Here is a 20,098-nt window from a genome sequence, read left to right as displayed (position 1 = left end):
GTCCTCCTCGCGACATGGACCAGGTGAGGCCACGCGAACGGAGCGCCATGACGACCGACCTGCCGACGGAGCACGCCGCCGACGACCGGCTGCTGCTCGCCCGTACGCGCCGGGGTGACCGCGACGCGTTCAGCGACCTGTACGCACGCCACGTCACGCCCGTCTACTGGCAGGCGTACCGGTTCGTTGGCACCGCCCACGATGCCGAAGAGGTCACGCAGGACGTCTTCGTGACCGCGTGGCGCCGGCGTGCTGACATCCACCTCGTCGACACATCGGTGCTCCCCTGGCTGCTCGCGACCGCGAAGTACGTCGCGCTCAACCTGCGCCGCAAGCGCAGCCGCAGGCTGTGGGCGGAGCTCGACGACTCGCTGCCCAGCGCGGACCAGGATCCGGTCGACGAGATCGTCTCCGCGATGCTGCTCGCCCGGGTGCGTGCGAGCGTCGCCGGCCTCTCGCCGCTCGACCAGCAGCTGTTCGAGCGCTGCGTCGTCGGCGACCGCACCTACGCCGAGGCGGCCGACGAACTCGGCGTGAGCCACGGCGCCGTACGCAACCGTGTCGCGCGCATCCGTAGCCGGGTCCGCGCCGCCACCCACGACCTGAGGGGGCCCGCATGAGCATCCAGCCCGAGATCCCCGAGCTGACCGACGAGCAGGTCGACCGGATGTATCGCCGCGTCACCGGTCGGATCGACCTCGACGCGTCGCTCGCCCGTACGAGGAGCCGCAAGATCGCGCTCACGGCGGCGTCCGTCGTCGCCGTCCTCGGACTCGGCGGCGCGGTGGTCGGCGGTGCCGTCACGTTCCTGCCGCAGGGCGGCTCGGACCAGGCGGGTGACTCGGCTTCGATCGAGGCGCCGCCTGCGGCGGAGGACGCCGGGGGTGTCGCCGACGGGCCGAACGAAGGCATGTCGGATCTCAGCAAGTCGGGAGACGGGACGAGCGCCGAGGCCGGTGTCCGCGAGATCGTGACGACGGCGTCCGCTTTCGTCACCGTCGACGATCCCGCGGCCGCTGCCGACGCGCTCTCCCGTTGGGCAGAGGACGAGCGCGGCCGGGTCGAGTCGCGCTCCGAGTCGTCGGACGACGAGCGCTCGAGCGTCTCGCTCCGGCTGCGCATCCCTGCAGGCAGCACCGGTGACACGACGCAACAGCTCCGCGAGCTGGGCGAGGTCGCCGGCCTGTCGATCGACTCCGAGGATGTCTCCGCGCAGGGTCGCGACCTCGACGCGCGGATCAAGGCGCTCGAGATCTCCGTCGTCCGACTCCAGGATCTGATGGCGAAGGCGTCCACGACGGCCGACCTGCTCGCCGCCGAGCAGACCCTGTCGCAGCGCCAGTCCGACCTCGAGGCCCTCCAGGCCCAGCGCCGCGGGCTGTCCGACCAGGTCGCGATGGCCACGTACGACGTGGAGATCTCCTCCGAGGACAAGCCTGACGCACCGAGCAGCTCCGGATTCGTCGGCGCGCTCGAGGCGGGGTGGGACGTGCTGGTCGGGACGCTCGGGGTGGCCCTCCGCGTCGTCGGGTTCCTGCTGCCCTGGGCCGCACTCCTCGCCCTGCTCACGGCCGCGTACGTCGCCGGTCGCCGGCTGCTGCGGCACTGACCCGGCGGGCGTGCCCGGCTGGTCACCGCCGGGACGTCGGGACGCCGCAGACGCAACGACGAAGGCCGGATCCGCGGTGCGGATCCGGCCTTCGGAGGGTGGAGCTACGGGGATTCGAACCCCGGACCTTCTCATTGCGAACGAGACGCGCTACCAACTGCGCCATAGCCCCAAAGCGAGATTGAGATTACCACGCGACCCACCCGGATCCGAATCCGGGGGGCCGTCCCGGGCGTCAGTCGCCGACGGCCCGGCGGGACTCGGCGCGACCCTCGTCGGAGGTCACCGCCGTCTCGCCGAAGTCGACCGTCCGGACGGTCCGCGGAGCGGCCGGCTTCGTGACGTACGTGGGGAGGGTGACCGGCACCGGATCCCACAGCGTGACGCCCGACGTGGTCGTCATCGCCGTGGCGTCGACGATCTGCTGGTCGAGTGCTCCCTGCGGCAGCGGGGTCTTCTCCATGACGTTGCGGCGTTGCGGGTCGTGGTCCTCGAACTGGCCCGAGAGCACCACGGTCGTCTCGAGATCGGGATCCACCACGACCGCCTTCTTCTCCTCGCGCTCGGAGGCGGCACGACGCTCCGTGCGCCGGGCCGCGCGTGCCGCACTGCGCTCGGCGCGTGCCTCGGCGCGCACCTCGCCACCCCCTCGTCGCAGGATCTGCACGGGGCGTCCGATCTCGCTGCGCACCATCACACGGCACAGGACCAGCCAGGCGACGACGATCCCGGCCGGGATCGCGGGCGCCCACGGAAGCAGGAGTCCGGCGACAGCGAGCCCACCGACGATCGCGCAGGCCGCGAGCAGCACGAGCAGCACCCGGCGACGACGGCGGGCGGCGATGCGCGCCGCGCGCCGGTTGTACGGACGCCGCGGCGCTTCGGGCTTCGTCTCGACCGGCATCGCCGGCTCGGTCTCACCGGTGGAGTCCGACGTGGAGTCCGCCGAGGGCGAGTCCGGCGCGGTCGCCGTGGCCTCGACCGGAGCGGTCTCGTCCTTGCGCTGGGTGAGCACGCGAAGCGCCCCGGAGAACGACGTCACGCCCCCTCCGCGGGTGGCTTCCTCGTGTCGGCGCAGGAGCAGGGGTACGCCGTACGCCACCCAGATGGCGATCACGGCTGCGAAGATCAGGCCCGTACCCACAGACGAACCGTACGCGGTGCGAACGCCTCCGTTCGGGGACCTCGGTCGGTGTGTCGCAAAGCGATCACGGCAATGCGAGGCAATGCGCTCAGCGATCGACGCTGCGGGAGTCGACACGTGCGAGCAGCCCGCCCGGCACGACCTGCTCGGCGGTGATGGCGAACAGCATGTGGTCGCGCCACGCGCCGTCGATGTGCAGGTAGCGCGGCGCGACGCCGATGCGGTCGAAGCCCAGCTTCTCGACGATGCGCAGGCTGGAGCGGTTCTCGGGACGGATCGCGATCTCGACGCGGTGCAGGCCGAGCGCCTCGAAGCAGTGGTCGGCCGCCATCGCCACCGCGGTCGTCGTGATGCCACGACCCGCGTACGGGCGCGCGATCCAGTAGCCGATCTGCGCCCACCGTGCCGAGCCCCACGTGATCCCCGAGACGGTCACCTGGCCGATCATCTGGTCGCTGTCGTACGTCGTGACGAACGGCAGCGCACGCCCCTGCGACGCCTGCTGACGCAACGAGCGCACGGCGGCCCCGTACGAGCGTCCGGCCGAGGGCACCGTGCTGGGCAGGGTCGCCTCCCAGCGTCCGAGCCAGTCGGCGGAGTCCTGGCGCAGCCGAGCCCACGCTCGGGCATCGCTTCGCCTGATCGGCCGCAGTCCCACCGGCCCGTGGTGCAAGGTGGCGGGCCAGCCCGTGCTCAGGACGCACCGCCGTCGTCGGTGCGTTCGTGGTCCACGCCCGCGACCTGCTCCACGGCGTGCAGCAGCACGTCGGACAGGACCGTGAGCCCGTCCTTCACGCCACCGCGCGAGCCCGGCAGGTTCACGATGACCGTCTGGTCGGCGACACCGGCCATGCCGCGCGAGAGCATCGCCGACGGGACCCCGGCGGCGACCCCGTACGCCCGGATCGCCTCGGCGACGCCGGGCAGCGTCCGTTCGAGGACGGCTTCGGTCGCCTCTGGCGTCGCGTCGGTGGGGCTGATACCCGTGCCGCCGGTGGTGACGACGGCCTCGTAGCGCAGCTCGACCGCCTCACGCAGCGCCTCCTCGACCGGGAGGCCGTCGGGCACGACGAGCGGGTCGGCGACCTCGAAACCCCACGACCTCAGCGCCTCGACGATCAGCGGACCGGTGGTGTCCTCGTACACGCCCGCGGCGGCACGGTTGGAGCAGGTGACGACCAGGGCCTTCACGCCGACCAGTCCCCGCTCTTGCCGCCGGACTTCGCCCGTACGCGGACATCGGCGATGACGGCGTGCTTGTCGACCGCCTTGATCATGTCGACCACCGTCAGCGCGGCCACGCTCACCGAGGTCAGCGCCTCCATCTCGACCCCGGTACGGCCGGTGGTGCGGACGGTCGCGGCGATCTCCACACCCTCGTCGGTCACGTCCAGGTCGACCTCGACCCCGGTGATCGCGAGCGGGTGGCACAGCGGGACGAGGTCGGGCGTGCGCTTGGCGGCCATGATCCCGGCGACGCGCGCGACCCCGAGCGCATCCCCCTTGGGCACGTCGCCCGCACGCAGCAGCGCCACCACCTCGGGCGTCGTCCGGACGATGCCGGTGGCGGTCGCCTGCCGGCGGGTCTCGTCCTTGCCGGAGACGTCGACCATCCGGGCGGCACCCTGCTCGTCGAGGTGCGTGAGCCTGTCGCCCATCAGAACTCCCGGTCCAGGAACATCACCTTGGCGGTGTCACCGACGTGCAGAGCGGTCTCGTCCTCCTCGACGACGATGAGGCAGTTGGCCCGAGCCAGCCCCGCGACGAGGTGCGACCCCGGCCCGCTGACCCGGGTGACGCGCACGCCACGACCGTTCACCTCGAGCCAGCCGCGCAGGAACTGCCGACGGCCGGAGGGCGAGCGGATCTCCTCGGTCATCGTGGCCTGGACGAGCGGGCGTCGGTAGGGGAGTTTGCCCATCATCCGCCGCAGCATCGGCAGCACGAACACCTCGAACGAGACGTACGAGGACACCGGGTTGCCCGGCAGCGTGACGATCGGGGTCTTCTCCTCGCCGACCGTGCCGAAGCCCTGCGGCTTGCCCGGCTGCATCGCGACCTCGGCGAACTCGACGGTGCCCAGCTCGGACAGCGCCGCCTTCACCACGTCGTACGCGCCCTTGCTGATGCCGCCGCTGGTGACGACGAGGTCGGCGCGCACCAGCTGGTCGTTGAGCTTGTCGGCGAACTCGCGCGGGTCGTCCGAGGTGATCCCGACCCGGTACGCGATGGCGCCGGCGGCACGCGCGCAGGCGGCGAGCATGTAGGAGTTGCCGTCGTAGATCGAGTCGTAGTCCAACCGCGCCCCGGGCTCGCGCAGCTCGGCGCCGGTGGACAGCACGACCACCCGGGGGCGGGGGCGGGCGCGCAACCGGGCGAACCCGAGCGACGCCAGCAGGCCGACCTCTCGCGGCCCGAGGATCGTCCCGGCCTCGGCGACGATCTCCCCGGCGGCCACGTCCTCGCCGGCCGGCCGTACGTTCTCGCCGGCGCGGCGGGCCTGGTAGATCCGCACGTCGGCGTCGCCACCGTCGGTCAGCTCGATCGGGACGACCGTGTCGGCACCCGACGGGATCGGCGCCCCGGTCATGATCTTGACGGCGGTCTTGGCCGTGAGGGCGGTGGGGGTGCTCGAGCCGGCGGCCTGCTCCCCCACGACGGGCAGGACGACGGGGAACTCACGGTTGGCACCGACCACGTCTGCAGCCCGCACCGCATACCCGTCCATCGCCGAGTTCGTGAAGCGTGGCAGGTCGATCGGACTCACCACGTCGTCGACCAGCGGCAGCCCCAGCGACTCCAGCAACGGCTGGTCGTACGGCTGCAGCGGGCCGATCAGGTCGAGCAGCTTCTCGAGGTGCTCGTCGACGGTACGCATGGGCGACAGCCTATGACCCCTCGAGCGTCGTGCCGTCGGGGATCGTCCCTGTGGACCCCGCCGCCCCCACGCTGACGTCGCCCACGGCACGCACGTCCGCTCCGAAGGTCCAGTCGCCCTCGACGGCGAACGAGGCGGCGTCGACGAGGCTCACAGGCCCCTTCGGGAACCGCGTGTCGAAGTCCTGGACGAGCTTGTAGTAGCTCTTGTCCAGCCGCACGAGGGGCGACTCGTCGTGCGCGGCGACCAGGTGGAAGTCGTCGTCGAGCGTGTAGAAGTCCGACCGTACGAGCAGCAGGTCGTCGGTGGTCTTCACCGGCAGGAACCGGCTGCGCTCGACCTCGATCGCGGTCGCGCCGTCGAAGACCTGCACGATCGCACCCATCGCGGACTCGACCTGGATCACCGCCGGCGACTGCGGATCGGTCGGGTCGACGGTCTTCTCGTTGCGGATCAGCGGGAGCTCGAGGACGCCGCCGCGCTCCTCGATCACCGCGGCGAGGGCGTCGAGGTCGAACCACAGGTTGTTGGTGTGGAACCAGCGGTGGCGGGTGATGTCGTCGGCGACCGCCAGGTCCTCCTTCGGCGTCTGCGCGGTCTCGCGCAGCACGAGCCTGCCGTCCGACTTGCGGCGTACGAGGTAGCCGCCCTTCACGTCGGCGGGCGTACGCCGGCACACCTCGGCCGCGTACGGGGCTCCGGACTGCGCGAACCAGCCGGCGATCTTGGGGTCCGGGAAGCCGCCGAGGTTGTCGGAGTTCGACACCGACGCATAGCGGTAGCCCTGGTCGCGCAGCGCCTGCAGCGTGCCCGACGCGTCGAGCGCGGTGAACAGGTCCCCGTGGCCCGGCGGCGTCCACTCGAGGCTGGGGTCCTTCGGCCACGACACCGGCGTCAGGTCGTCGGCGCGGAGCTTGGGCTCCTTGTTCTGGAGGAAGTCCCGCGGGAGCCCGTCGACGGGGATGTCGGGGTACGCCGAGAGTGCCGCGAGCGTGTCCTCGCGGGTACGGAAGCTGTCCATGAGGATCAGCGGCAGCGTCACCCCGTACGCAGACCGGACGCGCCGCACCTGCTCGACGAGCACGTCAAGGAACGTCCGGTCGCCGCGCACGGGCAGGAGCGACTTGGCCTTGTCCATGCCCATCGACGTGCCGAGCCCGCCGTTGAGCTTGATGATCGCGGTCCGGCTCAGCGCTTCGCGCTGCGTCTCCTCGTCGACCTCGGCGTCAGCGAGCCGGGCCGGCGGGTCCAGCGGGTCGATGTCGGACTCGGGGATCTTGCCGGTCGCCCCGGCCTCGAGCTCGCCGTAGTAGTGGGCGAAGACGTCGATCGCGCGCGGGGGGACCCTTGCTGCCTCCATCACCTCACGTGCTGCTGCCAGTCCCTCATCGCTCATGCGCCTCATCGTAGGCACTACCGTCGAAGCGTGAGCGCGAAGCCGCGACTGCGGGAGGCCCTGCTCGAGCGTCGGACGCACCTCAGCGCCGACGCGATGGTCGCTGCCGAGCGACGGCTCTGCGCGGGGGCGCTCGCGGTCGTGCGCGAGGTCGGCACGCCTCGTCGTGTCGCCGCGTACCTGTCGGTCGGGCGCGAGCCGCCGACATGGGAGCTGGTCGACGCGCTGCGCGCCGAGGGCATGGAGGTGCTCGTCCCGCGCTCGCTGCCGCGCCGTCAGATCGCCTGGGCCCCGTACGAGGGGCGCGACCGGCTGGTCCTCGGCCGCTTCGACATCCCGGAGTCGTCGGCACCGGTCGCCCCGGACGGGCTGGGCACCGTCGCGGTCGTGCTCGTCCCTGCGCTCGCGGTGGACGTGGCCGGCTTCCGCCTTGGTCGCGGCGGCGGCTACTACGACACCACGCTCGCGAAGCACCCGGAGCCGCTGCGGGTCGCGCTGACCTACGACCACGAGCTCGTCGACGACGTCCATCCCGAGGCGCACGACGAGCGGGTCGACGTCGTCGTCACTCCCGAGCGGACGCTGAGCCTGCCGCCCCGCTGACCCCGCCTGTCGAGACCCCCCTCCGCCGGTCGAGCCTGTCGAGACCCCCCGCCGCCGGTCGAGCCTGTCGAGACCCTGGGTCTCGACAGGCGGGCCCCTACTGCTCCAGCTCGGCGGTCAGCCGCAGCTCGTCGCGTGCCGCCTTCTCGACGGCGTCCTCCGTGTAGCGCCACGGCAGCGTCTTGCCGTCCGCCCACAGCTCGGTCTGGTCGGTGTAGTTCCGGTGGAAGGCGTGGCCGGAGACACCGGTGAGGTTGATCCAGCGCGACTTGTCGAGGTCGCTGAGGTCCACCACCATCCGCATCGACGGCACGGCGATCACCTCGTACCCCTCGGCCGCGTCCCACCCCGTCGCGTTGACGATGCCCGAGCCGCCGCCGACCTCGTATGGGCCGCGGTTGAACAGCTTCTCGACCAGGGCGATGCCCGACGTGCCGAGCGTCTGGTTCTCCAGGGTCAGCGTGTGCACGTTGCCCCACGACCAGCGGTCAGGGTCCAGCGACTGCCGCCGCGTCATCTCGTCGCGGGCGTCGCGCATGGCGGTCCGGAGGATGTCGTCGCGGGTCTCGCGGACCGACTTGGTCGTCCGGTCGTCCCACCAGTCGCTGTCGGGGCTGTTGAGCAACCGGCGTACGACCTCGAACCACCGCTCTCCGCCGGCCGGCCACACGTCCTGCGGGAGGTCGTCGTGGAACGTCCGCGCAAGGAGGTTGCGCCACACGGCAGAGAAGTAGGCCGCTGCGGCCGAGTCACGATCCTGCTTCTGGTCGCTCCAGCCGCGCAGCAGCTCCTGACCGTCGGCGTAGTAGCCGGAGCCGAGGTCGATCTCGAGCAGGTGCGGCAGGAGCGTCGTGGCCTGCCCGTTGGTGGTGTCGTTCTGGATCGTCGTCATGTCGTCGACCGACAGCTTGGACGAGGACTGGAGAAGATCGATGATGCGCTGGCTGCGGTAGCCCGCGGCCTGGCCGGTCCCGAGCAGGTTCGGGTACTGCCGGCCGATCACCTGCTGGTTGGCGGTCACGACGTAGCCCTCGGCGGGATTGAGCACCGTCGGCAGCTCCTCGTACGGGATGAAGCCTTCCCAGCCGTACGACGCGTCCCAGCCCGGCACCGGCCACGTCCCGTCGCCACGCTTGCGGATCGGCACCTGCCCGGGTGCCTGATAGCCGATGTTGCCCTTCGTGTCGGCATACACGAGGTTCTGGGACGGCACCGCGAACAGCCGCGCGGCCTTGCGGAAGCTCGCCCAGTCGCTGGCCTTGTCGATCCCGAACAGGGCGTCCATCGTGCGCCCCGGCGTCAGTGCGGTCCACTGCAACGAGACCCCGTACGTGCTCCCGCCGCCGGCCCGTTCCCCGACCTCGGCGAGCGTGTCGTCGACGTCGGAGAGGATCGGGCCGCGTTGTGTCTCGCGGACGGTGATCGTCTCCGGCTCTCCCCCTGCGACCTCGAAGGTCTCCTCGCGCGTCGCCAGGGCGTGCCAGCGGCCGTCGTACAGGTAGCGGTCGCCCTGGATCTGCTCGATGTAGAGGTCCGTGACATCGGGATACATCGTGGTGATGCCCCAGGCGATGTCGGCGTTGTGCCCGACGACGACCCCGGGCATACCCGAGAACGTGAAGCCCGCGACGTCGAACGGGCACGCGTCGGTCACCTCGCGGCAGTGCAGGCCCATCTGGTGCCAGATACCGGGCATGCTCGGAGCGAGGTGTGGGTCGTTCGCGAGGATCGGCTCGCCGGTGGCGCTGCGCTCCCCCGAGACGGCCCATGCATTGGAGCCGATGCCGTCGCCGAACCCGAGCAGCGTCGGGAGTCCCTTCGCGACCTCCGCGACGCCCTGCATCGAGCCGAGCAGGCCACGCAACGCGACCTCGTCCGTCTCGTCGTCACCCGCGGGAGTGGTCTCGGGGACGTCCTCGGCGCGGTCGGTGTCGGCGTTGCGGCGCTGGCCGGAGGACTGGTCGAACGCGCCCTCGACCACGTTGCCCTGCGTGACGATCGGGTCGTGGCGCCGGAACGGGAAGCCCGGATAGAGGGTGTCGACCTGCGCACGCGACAGCTTCTCCGTCGCGAGCACCCTGTCGATCTCGTCGCTCATGTTGCTGCGCAGGTCCCACGCCATCGCCTTGAGCCAGGCGAGCGAGTCGGCAGGCGTCCACGGCTCCGGCTCGTACTCCGGACCGCTGAGGGCCAGGACGGAGTACTCCAGGGAGAGCGCCGAGGCCTCCCGGTCGCCGATGTAAGCGTTGACGCCACGGGCGTAGGCCTCGAGATAGCGGCGCGTCGCCGGTGCCAGCTTCGGCAGCTCCTGCTCCGCGACTTGGCGCCACCCCATCGTCCGGACGAACTTGTCGGTCTCGAGCGCCGCCTCGCCGACGAGCTCGGCCAGGCGACCGGCGGTCACGTGGCGTCGGAAGTCCATCTCGAAGAAGCGGTCCTGCGCGTGGACGTAGCCCTGTGCCATGAACAGGTCCTCGGCCGAGTCGGCAAAGACCTGCGGGATGCCGTGGTCGTCGCGCAGGACCGTCACATCCGCGCCCAACCCGGTCAGCTGTGCCGTCCCCTCCCGGTCGGGGAAAGGCTTGCGGACAGTGACGATGCCGAGCGCAGCGACCGCCACGAGCACCACCGCCAGGACGATCGCGAGGATCGCGAAGAGTCGGCGGGTCAAGACGGGTCGCAGTCGTAGGGCCAGGTCTCGCACTCGTGCATTGTGCCGCTCACCCGCCGTCGGTGGCACGGCGGGCAGGGTCGCGGACCTCGCCGACGAGCTCCTCCAGGACGTCCTCCAGCATCACGACGCCCAGCGCTTCACCGTCGTCACCGACGACGCGGGCCATGTGCGCACCGCGCTGCTGCATGTGCCGGAGCGCGTCGTACAGGCGTGTGCTGCGGCGTACGGAGCCGAGCGGCCGGATCCACTTCGCGGGGATCGGTCGGATCTCCTCGGACACCTCAAGCGCGTCCTTGATGTGCAGGTAGCCGACCAGCGCGTCGTGCGAGTCGGTCACCGGGAACCGCGAGAAGCCGGTACGGGCGCAGGCGGCCTCGACGTCGGCTCGCGTCGCCCCGACCGGGATCGTGTCGAGCGACGCACGGGGCAGGAGCACCCGCTCGACCGTGCCGGCCTCGAACCCGAGCGCCCCTGACACGAGCTCGTACTCCTCGGAGTCGAGCAGGCCCTCGCGGTGCGACTCGTCGAGGAGCCCCGCGACCTCGTCCGAGGTGAAGGTGGCCCCCACCTCGTCCTTGGGCTCGAGCCGCATCAGCCGGATCGCGCCGTTGGCGATCGCGTTGAGCGCGACCACGAACGGCTTGAGCAGCATGATGACGCCGAGCATGAACGGGCCGAGCCACAGCACGGCGCGGTCCGGCCCGGCGAGGGCGATGTTCTTGGGGACCATCTCGCCCAGCACGACGTGCAGGTAGGTGACGATGCCCATCGCGATCACGAACGAGATCGGGTGCACGAACGAGTGCGGGACGCCGAGCGCGTCGAAGACCGGCTCGAACAGGTGCGCGATCGCGGGCTCGCCCACAGCACCGAGGCCGAGCGAGCACAACGTGATGCCGAGCTGCGCGGCGGCCATCGCCAGGCTGACGCGCTCCATCGCGCGGATCGCGAGCCGGGCCGGACGCGACCCGGACTGCGCCTTCGGCTCGAGCTGCGTGCGTCGAGCGGAGATCAGGGCGAACTCCGCCGCGACGAACAGCGCGTTGAGGGCGAGGAGGACGACGACAAGACCGATCGCGAGCGCGGGGTTCATCGGCCCTCCTCCTCGTCCAGGTGGACATCGAGGATGACGCGGTCGATACGGCGGCCGTCCAGGCGGTCGACCCGCAGGCTGACGCCGATCGTCGCGACCTGATCGCCGGCGACGACGGGCACGACGAGGGCGACCTCGTCGCCGACCTCGGCCAGGCGTCCCAGGTGCTGGGTGAGGAGCCCGGCGACGGTCTCGTAGTCGTCGCCTTCGGGCAGCGGGACGCCGGTCTGGCTGCGGACCTCGTCGGGTCGCAGCATCCCCGAGAGCACCCATGTGCCGTCCGGCCGCGACCGCAGCTGCGCCGAGGACCGGTCGTGCTCGTCGGCGATGTCGCCCACGATCTCCTCGACGAGGTCCTCCAGGGTGACGACGCCGTCGGTGCCGCCGTACTCGTCGAGCACGACCGCCATCTGGAGCCGCTGCTCACGCAAGAGGACCAGCAGGGGGTCGAGCTCGATGGAGTCCGGGACGGTGAGGGCCGGCACGGCGAGCTCAGAGACCCGGACGGTCCGGCGCCGGTCGGGCGCGAGGGCGACGGCGTCCTTGACGTGGACGACACCCACGAGGTCGTCGAGGTCGTTGCCGATCACGGGGAACCGCGAGTGGCCAGTCGCCCGGACGGCGTCGACGAGGTCCTGCGCGGTGTCGCGCCGGTCGAGGAAGTGGACGCGGACCCGCGGCGTACGGACGTCGGCGGCGGTCCGGTTGCCGAACGCGATCGAGCGCGCGACGAGGTCCGCGGTAGGGCGGCCCAGCGCGCCCTCGTCGGCCGAGCGCTGCACGAGCGAGCTCAGCTCGTACGGGGAGCGCGCCGAGCGCAGCTCCTCCTGCGGCTCGATGCCGAGGGTACGCAGGAGCGCGTTGGCCGAGCCGTTGAGGCCTCTGATCGGCCACGCCATCGCCGTCGTGAAGCCGCGCTGGAGTCCCTGGACGGCACGCGCGGTGGCCATCGGGACCGAGAGCGCGATGTTCTTAGGGATCAGCTCGCCGACGAGCATCGTCACGAAGGTGCTCAGCAGCAGGGCGACCACGTACGACGTCGCCGACAGCGAGGCGCCGCTGACACCGAGGGACGAGAGGGGGTCGCGCAGCAGCTGGCCGATCGCGGGCTCGGCGAGGAAGCCGATCGCGAGGTTCGTGATGGTGATGCCCAGCTGGGCGCTGCTGAGCTGCGTCGACAGCGTGCGCAGGCCCTTGAGGAGCCCGGCCGCCTGGCGGTCGCCGCCCTGCACGGCGCGCTCGACGGACGGCCGGTCGACGGTGACGAAGGCGAACTCGGCGGCCACGAAGACACCGCAGGCGAGCATGAGGAGGAAGGAGGTGAGGAGCAGTAACCACTCGGTCATCAGGAGGTGATCGTACCGGGCGCTCGGGGAATCTCCCGCGCCCCGACTTGGTTGTGAGGAGTGGCGCCACGCACAATGGGCGCTGGAGATCGGTGCGGCCGCTGCGACGGGCGGCCGTTTCGTGCGAGTGCTGAGAAGGAACGACCGTGCCCACTTACCAGTACCAGTGCAACGACTGCGGCCAGCCGCTCGAGGTGCAGCAGAGCTTCAGCGACGACGCCCTGACGGTGTGCCCGTCCTGCGACGGACGCCTGCGCAAGGTGTTCAACGCGGTCGGCGTCGTGTTCAAGGGGAGCGGGTTCTACCGCAACGACAGCCGCTCGGGCTCGTCGTCAAGCACCAGCGCCAGCTCGCCGTCCACGTCGTCGTCGACGTCCGAGTCGAGCAGCACCAAGAGCTCCGACAGCAGCTCGACGTCGTCCACGACCACGGCGACGACGTCGTCCAGCTGACCCCTCCGCTGGTTCGAGGAGGGCGAAGAATGAGCCCGAATCGAGACCCCGGCCCCGCCTCCCCCTGTGGATGCGGGGCTGGCGCCTTTCCTGCTGTGGACGACGCGGCGCGGCACCCGCACCACCGTCCACAGTGAGTCATGGCCGATCTCCGAGCACCCGCCGCGCTCGCCTCCGTCCGCCGCCGGGTCCGGACCCACCGCCGTCCGCTCGCTGCCGCGTGCGCCGCGGCATCCGTCCTCGTCGCGATCCAGGCGGCTCGCCCCGACCCCGGCCCGACCACTCCCGTCCTGGTGGCTACCACCGCCGTCACGTCCGGCTCTCTCGTCCAGCCCGGTGACGTCGAGGTGGTCGCGATGCCGGCCGATCTCGTCCCGGAGGGCGCTCTGCGGTCCCACGACGAGATGCACGGCCGCGTGGTCGCCGCCCCGGTCCCCCGTGGCGGCGTGCTCACCGACCTCTCGCTCGTCGGGCCCGGGCTGCTCGAGGGCTACCGTCGCGGCACCGCGCTCGTGAGCGTCCGAGTGGCCGATGCGGCGACCGTCGACCCCGTACGGGTCGGCGACGCCGTCGACGTCGTCGGCACCGACCCTCGCGGCACGGCTGCACCGCGGTTGCTGGCGCGACGCGCTCGGGTTGCGGCGCTCCCCGGCGACGACGGGGACGACCGCGCCGTCCTCGTCCTCGCCGTCGACGCCGAGATCGCGCGGACGCTATCGGGCGCGGCCGTGGCCTGGCATCTCGCCGTGACCGTCGTGCTGTGAGTCCGGTCGCCTGTGGTCGGAGGTCGCAGATCTCGGCGCTCTGTGGTGGGGTGGGTGGGTCCACCACCCTCCTCACGAACGGACACAGGCATGGCTGGGATGGTCGCAGGATTCAAAGAGTTCGTCATGCGCGGCAACGTCATCGACCTTGCGGTCGCGGTCGTCATGGGCACCGCGGTCACCGGGCTGGTCACGTCGTTCACCGAGGCGGTCATCGAGCCGTTGCTCGCTGCGATCGGCGGCGACGACACCCTCGGCTTCGGCTTCACGATCGTGAGCGGCAACCCCGCCACGTTCGTCAACATCGGCGCCGTCATCACCGCGCTGATCAACTTCCTCATCATCGCGGCGGTGCTCTACTTCCTGCTCGTCCTGCCCATGAACAAGTTCCGCGAGCGCTACCAGAAGCCGACCGACGACGCACCGCCGCCGGAGGACATCGCGCTGCTGCGCGAGATCCGCGACGAGCTGCGCGCCAGCCGCGGTGGCGGCACCACGCCAGAGAGCTGACCGCGCCCGTCAGCCGCCGTGGTGCGGGGGCACGTCCCGACGCAGCTCGTCGTCGCGGCTGCGGCTGCTGTCGCGCTCACCCCAGCCCTCGGCGGTCTCGTCGCGCGTGGTCTCGGGCACGACGTCGCCGAGCAGGCGCGCAGCGCGGAGCCGCCGACGCCGCTCCTCGGCGGCCGTACGCTCGCCCGGCGGGCGCTGCTCGTCAGGCACTGGCGGCCTCGACGACCATCGGGAGCAACCATCCTGCGTCGAACTGCGTATGCGACGCCGTCCAGCCGGTCGCCCGCGCGAACCGGTCGGAACTGACCCGCTGCGACCGGGTGAGCCACTCCAGGCGGTCACCCCCGAGACGCAGCACCAGCCGCCGGTAGAAGCTGGCCTCGTCCTGACCGACGGCTTCCGCGAACGCGGCGACGAGCTCGCCGCGGCGTACAGGATCGGCCCCGACGTTGTAAGTGCCCGGAGGCGCGGTCAACGCGGCGAGGACCGCTCCGCCGATGTCGTCGGCGTGCACGACGTGCGTCCACGACTGCGGCTTGCCGAGCCCGACGGCCTGACCCGCGCGTGCCCGTGCGAGGCGCCACCGCGTGACGGCGTCGTCGCCGACGATCGTGCCGAAGCGCAGCACGACGGCCTCGCGCGTCGCGGAGGCATAGTGCTGGGCGTGGGTCTCCGCGAGCACGACCGGCTCGGCCGCGCACGAGACGGCGATCGGGCTGTCCTCGTCGATCCACCCCTCGCCGTGGTCGGCGTACAGGAAGGAGACGCTCTCCTGGACGAGCCGCCCGATACCGGCCTCGGCCGCCGCGTGCGACACGGTGCGGGAGCCCTCGACGTGGATGCGGTCGTTGGACTTCCACGCGCCAGGGCGCATCCCGCTGGTGCCGACGGGCATGTGGGTGGCGAGGTTGGCGACCGCGTCGCACCCCTCCATCGCCTGGACGAGGCTGGCACGGTCGAAGAGGCTCGCGCGTACGGACGCAACTCCGCGGTCGGCGAGGGTCGTTGCGCTCTCGTCGCTGCGGGCGAGGGCGCGGACCTCGTGCCCCGCGCCTTGCAACGCGTGGATCACGGACCGTCCCATGACGCCGGTGGCACCTGTCACGAAGACCTTCACCGTGATGCCGCTCCAGAGGTTTGTCGACGCAGGGCGCGCCAGGATCGGGGGGATTCCATCACAAAAGGATAACGGATAGGTCGCAGAACGGACCAGGGTGCTTGCTCAGGCCTCGCTGGACCCCGCCCAGATGTTGAGATGCCCGTCGACCGCGTGGGAGTCGATCCGCTCCAGCTCATCGGCACTGAAGGACAGGTTCTGCAACGCCCCGAGGCTGTCCTCGAGCTGCGCGACGCTCGAAGCACCGACGAGCGCCGAGGTCACCCGAGGGTCGCGCAGGACCCATGCGACGGCCATCTGGGCGAGGGTCTGCCCACGCTCTTGCGCGAGGTCGTTCAGCGCCCGCACGTGCGCGAGGTTGTCCTCGATCATCTGCGGGTCCAACGACTTGTCGGCCGCGGCGCGAGAACCTTCAGGGACGCCGTTGAGGTAGCGGCCCGTCAGCACGCCCTGGGCGAGCGGCGAGAACGCGATGCACCCTGCGCCCACGTCCTCCAGCACGTCCAGGAGCCCGTCCTCGACCCACCGGTTGAGCATCGAGTACGACGGCTGGTGCAGCAGCAACGGCGTGCCGAGGTCGGCGAGGATCGCCGCCGCCTCGCGGGTGCGCTCGGGACCGTACGAGCTGATCCCCGCGTAGCGCGCCTTTCCGGACCGTACGGCCGCGTCGAGCGCGCCCATCGTCTCCTCCAGCGGCGTGTGCGGGTCGAAGCGGTGGCTGTAGAAGATGTCGACGTAGTCCAGCCCCATCCGCTGGAGCGAGTCATCGAGGCTGCTCAGCAGATACTTGCGCGAGCCGAGGAACCCGTACGGACCAGGCCACATGTCCCAGCCGGCCTTGGTCGAGATGACGAGCTCGTTGCGGTACGGGGCGAAGTCCTCGGCGAGGATGCGGCCGACGTTCTTCTCCGCCGCGCCGTACGGAGGCCCGTAGTTGTTGGCGAGGTCGAAGTGCGTGACCCCGAGGTCGAACGCGTGGCGGAGGATCGCCCGCTGCGTGGCCAGCGGGGTGTCGTCGCCGAAGTTGTGCCACAGCCCCAGCGAGATCGCGGGCAGCTGGAGTCCGGAGCGCCCGCACCGACGGAACAGCGCGGGCCCGCCGTCCGCGACGCTGTCATAGCGGTCGTCGGCCGCTCGGTAGAGGTCGTGGGGATCGAGGATCGTCCGAGGCACACTCATGTCGCCAGTATCGGTCACTCCGCGTCGACCGGCGGCGCGACGACGTCGTCGACGAGGTCCGCGATCGAGTCGACGATGCGGGTGGGGCGGTACGGGAACCGCTCGACGTGCTCGCGGCGCGTCGAGCCGGTGAGGACCAGGATGGTCCGCAGGCCGGCCTCCATCCCCGAGACGATGTCGGTGTCCATCCGGTCGCCGATCATCACCGTGGTCTCGGAGTGCGCGTCGATGCGGTTGAGCGCGTTGCGCATCATGAGCGGGTTGGGCTTGCCGACGAAGTACGGCTCGACGCCGGTCGCGCGGGTGATCAGCGCCGCGACCGACCCCGTGGCCGGCAGCGGCCCCGCCGGCGACGGGCCGGTCGGGTCGGGGTTGGTGGCGATGAAGCGCGCGCCGTTAACGATGAGCTGGATCGCGGTCGTGATCGCCTCGAAGGAGTACGTGCGGGTCTCTCCGAGCACGACGTAGTCCGGACGCGAGCGCGTCAGCACGTACCCGACCGCGTGCAGCGCCGTGGTCATCCCCGCCTCGCCGACCACGTACGCGCTGCCGTTCGGCCGCTGGTCGGACAGGAACTGCGCGGTCGCGAGCGCCGAGGTCCAGATCCGGTCCTCGGGGACGTCGAGTCCCGACTCGGCGAGCCGGGCCCGCAGGTCGCGCGGCGTGTAGATCGAGTTGTTGGTGAGGACGAGGAACTTGCACCCGGACTCGGTGAGGCGCTGGAGGAACTCGGCCGCCCCCGGGATGGCGTCCTCCTCGTGCACAAGGACGCCATCCATGTCGGTGAGCCAGGTCGCGACGGGCAGCTTCTCGGTCATGCCGGAAGTATCCCGTGCCGCCGGAGGGCGGGCCATCGCGCCCGCAGGTCGCGCGCGATCCGCGCGCGTGGTTCCCACGTGACATCACATTCGGCGCGGTACGGCTCCGTCCTGCCAGTGGTAGAGGTCGCGCAGCAGGGAGATCTCGGCGCCGTGATGGATCAGCTCTCTGTTGACGTGCAGGACGATGCTCTCCATGGGAAACCGCTCGGGACCCACGTAAGCGAATGTCTGGGAGTCGACGTCCTGGCCGCCGAAGTGCCATGCGACCCGATAGCCCAGGCAGGAGACGATGATGTGCGCCAGCCGCCAGGCAATCGTGGTCACCGGCGCCGGTACCGGGGCAGGGGAGGCGGAGTCCATCGTCCACTCCCCCGAACCTTCCGACATCGGTGCGACCGACGTGCCACGTGGGCGGATGCTCCAGCAGTCGCGCACCGGCTCCCAGAAGTACTCCTCGTCGGTAAGACCCTCCAGCCGTGGCCGCAAGTTCTTGCGCCAGTACCAGTCCAACTGCTCCGCGAGCCGTTCGCCCCGTGCCATTTCCGCACACTACATACACGATGTCCCCCTGTGCCGACAGCTCGTCGAACCCGCCGAGGGGATCTGCACGGCAGATGGGCACTGGAGGACGGGATCGGCGCGCGATCAAGCACGAGGCTGCCTGCTGGGCGACGCGCCGGTCGCCGGCGTCAGCGACCGGTGTTCGCGCTGGCCGCGACGACACCGCTGTCGGAAGCGCTGGGGGCGCGCGTGCACGACGGAGTGCAGGCCGCTGCTGTCTCCGACCAGGATCCGCAGGTGACCCGAGCGCCGGCTGGCGGCCTGCACCTCGGCGACCGTCCCACCCCTCACCTCCCCCCGAAGCGCTTGCCGGAGGGAGGTTGGTACTGCCTGGGATCATGACTCTCATTCGGGTCGGGGGACGGCTCGAACGAGAGGAACGCCCGTCGCGCGATTCGTTCCCCACGCTACGGTCGTACGGTGAGTGAACCGCTCGAGCTCGGTCTCGACACCTTCGGCGACATCACCTCCGACGCCGACGGCGCCCTGGTCCCGGCGCCGGAGGTCCTGCGGCAGGTGGTCGAGCAGGCCGTCCTCGCCGACGAGGTCGGCCTGGCCTTCATCGGCCTCGGCGAGCACCACCGCGCCGACTTCTCGATCACGTCTCCCGACGTCGTGCTCGCCGCGATCGCCGGCCGTACGGAGCGGATCCGCCTGGGCTCCGCAGTCACCGTGCTCAGCTCCGACGACCCGATCCGGGTCTACGAGCGCTTCGCGACGCTCGACGCCCTGTCGCACGGACGCGCCGAGGTGATCTTGGGGCGCGGGTCCTTTACGGAGTCGTTCGGGCTGTTCGGCTTCGACCTCGGCGACTACGAGGTGCTGTTCAACGAGAAGCTCGACCTCTTCGCGGCGCTCCTGGACGAGCAGCCGGTGACCTGGTCCGGCACGACGCGACCGCCGCTGAAGGACCAACGGGTCTACCCGCCCACCGAGTCGGGCCGGCTGACGACGTGGATCGGCGTCGGCGGCACCCCTCAGTCGGTGGTCAGGGCGGTGCACTACCGGCTCCCGATGATGCTCGCGATCATCGGCGGACCACCGCTGCAGTTCGTCCCGTACGCCGACTTCTACCGCGAGACGCTGGAGAAGGACGGTGCCGAGGTGCTGCCGGTCGGGATGCACTCCCCCGGCTACATCGCCGAGACCGACGAGCAGGCACGCGAGGAGCTGTACGACCACTGGATCGCCCAGCGCAACCAGATCGGCAGCGAGCGCGGTTGGCCGCCCGCGACGCGCAACGAGTTCGCGCAGGCAGCCGGGCCGGACGGCGCCCTCTACGTCGGCTCGCCGGAGACCGTGGCCCGCAAGATCGCCCGCAACGCCGCAGCGCTCGGCGTGAGCCGCTTCGACATGAAGTACGCCAACGGGGCGATGCGCCACGAGCAGCTGCTGCGGTGCATCGAGCTGTACGGGGTGCAGGTCGCCCCGCTGGTGCACGACATGATGGCCTGATGCAGATCAGGGATGCCACGCGTTCCGACTGGGAGCGGATCTGGCCTTTCTTCGACACCATCGTCAAGGCCGGCGACTCGTACGCCTACCCGGCCGATCTCGACTCCGACTCTGCGCGCGGACTGTGGATGGAGGCGCCGCCGGGCCGTACGACCGTCGCGGTCGACGACGACGGCACCGTGCTCGGCTCGGCGAAGATGGGCCCGAACCGCCCGGGCCGTGGCGCGCACGTCGCGACGGCGAGCTTCATGGTCGACCCGACGGGGCGGCGCAGCGGTGTCGGCCGCACGCTGGGCGAGGACATGATCGCCTGGGCACGGGATCAGGGGTTCCACGGCATCCAGTTCAACGCGGTGGTCGAGGTCAACACCCCCGCCGTGCGGCTGTGGCGCAGCCTCGGCTTCGAGGTCATCGGCACGGTGCCGGACGCGTACGACCATGCGACGCTCGGTCTGGTCGGGCTGCACGTGATGTACAAGCCGCTGGGCTGAAGCCC

Annotated in this window: 22 protein-coding genes and 1 tRNA gene; 8 read left to right on the top strand and 15 right to left on the bottom strand. The window is 71.0% G+C overall.

Annotated features, from left to right (window positions below):
* The first annotated feature begins 47 nt into the window (after positions 1-47).
* Positions 48-620 carry an RNA polymerase sigma factor gene (locus H4N58_RS03960; protein ID WP_167001648.1) on the top strand — a complete coding sequence of 191 codons (573 nt, stop codon included), beginning with the start codon at positions 48-50 and terminating at the stop codon, positions 618-620.
* Entirely contained in the window at positions 617-1,609 is a 993-nt protein-coding gene (locus H4N58_RS03955) for a DUF4349 domain-containing protein (RefSeq protein WP_167248950.1), read from the top strand. The genes H4N58_RS03960 and H4N58_RS03955 overlap by 4 nt, the downstream gene beginning before the upstream one ends.
* 99 nt (positions 1,610-1,708) lie before the next feature.
* On the opposite strand, the gene H4N58_RS03950 is transcribed toward H4N58_RS03955, so the two are convergent.
* The 7 genes from H4N58_RS03950 to H4N58_RS03920 form a co-directional block, all read right to left on the bottom strand.
* Positions 1,709-1,781: transfer RNA gene (locus H4N58_RS03950), tRNA-Ala, on the bottom strand.
* Positions 1,782-1,844: 63 nt separating this feature from the next.
* Positions 1,845-2,753, bottom strand: a complete 909-nt coding sequence (locus H4N58_RS03945) for a hypothetical protein (protein WP_167248952.1) — start codon at positions 2,751-2,753, stop codon at positions 1,845-1,847.
* 88 nt (positions 2,754-2,841) lie between these two features.
* Positions 2,842-3,411, bottom strand: coding sequence for a GNAT family N-acetyltransferase (locus tag H4N58_RS03940; RefSeq protein ID WP_243842885.1), 570 nt, complete (start codon positions 3,409-3,411; stop codon positions 2,842-2,844).
* Between the two features lie 35 nt (positions 3,412-3,446).
* Positions 3,447-3,944 (bottom strand): molybdenum cofactor biosynthesis protein B, encoded by a 498-nt coding sequence (locus tag H4N58_RS03935; RefSeq protein ID WP_167001642.1) that lies wholly within the window; start codon positions 3,942-3,944, stop codon positions 3,447-3,449.
* Positions 3,941-4,411 (bottom strand): cyclic pyranopterin monophosphate synthase MoaC, encoded by a 471-nt coding sequence (moaC, locus tag H4N58_RS03930; RefSeq protein ID WP_167001641.1) that lies wholly within the window; start codon positions 4,409-4,411, stop codon positions 3,941-3,943. Before moaC ends, H4N58_RS03935 begins: the two co-directional genes overlap by 4 nt.
* Positions 4,411-5,631, bottom strand: coding sequence for a gephyrin-like molybdotransferase Glp (glp, locus tag H4N58_RS03925; protein ID WP_167001639.1), 1,221 nt, complete (start codon positions 5,629-5,631; stop codon positions 4,411-4,413). Before glp ends, moaC begins: the two co-directional genes overlap by 1 nt.
* Before the next feature lie 10 nt (positions 5,632-5,641).
* Positions 5,642-7,027 (bottom strand): UTP--glucose-1-phosphate uridylyltransferase, encoded by a 1,386-nt coding sequence (locus tag H4N58_RS03920; RefSeq protein ID WP_167248954.1) that lies wholly within the window; start codon positions 7,025-7,027, stop codon positions 5,642-5,644.
* A gap of 30 nt (positions 7,028-7,057) precedes the next feature.
* Between H4N58_RS03920 and H4N58_RS03915 the strand changes: the two genes are divergently transcribed.
* A complete protein-coding gene (locus H4N58_RS03915; RefSeq protein ID WP_167001635.1) occupies positions 7,058-7,630 on the top strand; it encodes a 5-formyltetrahydrofolate cyclo-ligase in 573 nt (190 codons plus the stop codon).
* Between the two features lie 97 nt (positions 7,631-7,727).
* Here the strand turns inward: H4N58_RS03915 and H4N58_RS03910 are convergent, their stop codons facing one another.
* From H4N58_RS03910 to H4N58_RS03900, 3 genes are read right to left on the bottom strand one after another with little or no spacing between them, the layout of a single operon-like run.
* Positions 7,728-10,301 carry a penicillin acylase family protein gene (locus tag H4N58_RS03910; RefSeq protein ID WP_167248956.1) on the bottom strand — a complete coding sequence of 858 codons (2,574 nt, stop codon included), beginning with the start codon at positions 10,299-10,301 and terminating at the stop codon, positions 7,728-7,730.
* 49 nt (positions 10,302-10,350) lie between these two features.
* Positions 10,351-11,397 carry a hemolysin family protein gene (locus H4N58_RS03905; RefSeq protein WP_167001631.1) on the bottom strand — a complete coding sequence of 349 codons (1,047 nt, stop codon included), beginning with the start codon at positions 11,395-11,397 and terminating at the stop codon, positions 10,351-10,353.
* Positions 11,394-12,743 (bottom strand): hemolysin family protein, encoded by a 1,350-nt coding sequence (locus H4N58_RS03900; RefSeq protein WP_167001629.1) that lies wholly within the window; start codon positions 12,741-12,743, stop codon positions 11,394-11,396. The genes H4N58_RS03905 and H4N58_RS03900 overlap by 4 nt, the downstream gene beginning before the upstream one ends.
* Positions 12,744-12,889: 146 nt before the next feature.
* Between H4N58_RS03900 and H4N58_RS03895 the strand changes: the two genes are divergently transcribed.
* The 3 genes from H4N58_RS03895 (at position 12,890) to mscL (ending at position 14,469) form a co-directional block, all read left to right on the top strand.
* Positions 12,890-13,195 carry an FmdB family zinc ribbon protein gene (locus H4N58_RS03895; protein WP_167001627.1) on the top strand — a complete coding sequence of 102 codons (306 nt, stop codon included), beginning with the start codon at positions 12,890-12,892 and terminating at the stop codon, positions 13,193-13,195.
* A gap of 140 nt (positions 13,196-13,335) precedes the next feature.
* Positions 13,336-13,959, top strand: coding sequence for an SAF domain-containing protein (locus H4N58_RS03890; protein WP_167001625.1), 624 nt, complete (start codon positions 13,336-13,338; stop codon positions 13,957-13,959).
* A 90-nt stretch (positions 13,960-14,049) separates the two neighbouring features.
* Positions 14,050-14,469, top strand: a complete 420-nt coding sequence (gene mscL / locus H4N58_RS03885; protein WP_243842884.1) for a large conductance mechanosensitive channel protein MscL — start codon at positions 14,050-14,052, stop codon at positions 14,467-14,469.
* 9 nt (positions 14,470-14,478) lie between these two features.
* Here the strand turns inward: mscL and H4N58_RS03880 are convergent, their stop codons facing one another.
* The 5 genes from H4N58_RS03880 to H4N58_RS03860 all read right to left on the bottom strand — a co-directional run bounded on the left by H4N58_RS03880 (position 14,479) and on the right by H4N58_RS03860 (position 18,126).
* Positions 14,479-14,679, bottom strand: coding sequence for a hypothetical protein (locus H4N58_RS03880; RefSeq protein ID WP_167001623.1), 201 nt, complete (start codon positions 14,677-14,679; stop codon positions 14,479-14,481).
* A complete protein-coding gene (locus H4N58_RS03875) occupies positions 14,672-15,586 on the bottom strand; it encodes an NAD(P)-dependent oxidoreductase (RefSeq protein ID WP_167001621.1) in 915 nt (304 codons plus the stop codon). The genes H4N58_RS03880 and H4N58_RS03875 overlap by 8 nt, the downstream gene beginning before the upstream one ends.
* Positions 15,587-15,691: 105 nt before the next feature.
* Complete coding sequence (mgrA, locus tag H4N58_RS03870) at positions 15,692-16,765, bottom strand: L-glyceraldehyde 3-phosphate reductase (RefSeq protein ID WP_167248958.1); 1,074 nt, start codon at positions 16,763-16,765, stop codon at positions 15,692-15,694.
* Positions 16,766-16,779: 14 nt separating this feature from the next.
* Positions 16,780-17,583 (bottom strand): HAD-IIA family hydrolase, encoded by an 804-nt coding sequence (locus H4N58_RS03865; protein ID WP_167001617.1) that lies wholly within the window; start codon positions 17,581-17,583, stop codon positions 16,780-16,782.
* Positions 17,584-17,667: 84 nt separating this feature from the next.
* Positions 17,668-18,126 (bottom strand): DinB family protein, encoded by a 459-nt coding sequence (locus H4N58_RS03860; RefSeq protein WP_167248960.1) that lies wholly within the window; start codon positions 18,124-18,126, stop codon positions 17,668-17,670.
* A gap of 441 nt (positions 18,127-18,567) precedes the next feature.
* On the opposite strand from H4N58_RS03860, the gene H4N58_RS03855 reads away from it, so the two are divergent.
* Both H4N58_RS03855 and H4N58_RS03850 read left to right on the top strand, forming a co-directional pair.
* Positions 18,568-19,602, top strand: coding sequence for an LLM class flavin-dependent oxidoreductase (locus H4N58_RS03855; protein ID WP_167001614.1), 1,035 nt, complete (start codon positions 18,568-18,570; stop codon positions 19,600-19,602).
* Positions 19,602-20,093, top strand: a complete 492-nt coding sequence (locus H4N58_RS03850) for a GNAT family N-acetyltransferase (RefSeq protein WP_167001613.1) — start codon at positions 19,602-19,604, stop codon at positions 20,091-20,093. Before H4N58_RS03855 ends, H4N58_RS03850 begins: the two co-directional genes overlap by 1 nt.
* Positions 20,094-20,098 lie beyond the last annotated feature (5 nt).

The sequence above is a fragment of the Mumia sp. ZJ1417 genome (assembly GCF_014127285.1).
In the GTDB taxonomy this organism is placed as follows: domain Bacteria; phylum Actinomycetota; class Actinomycetes; order Propionibacteriales; family Nocardioidaceae; genus Mumia.
The sequence above is the reverse complement of the archived record's forward strand: the minus strand, read 5'-3'. Positions and strand labels throughout refer to the sequence as shown.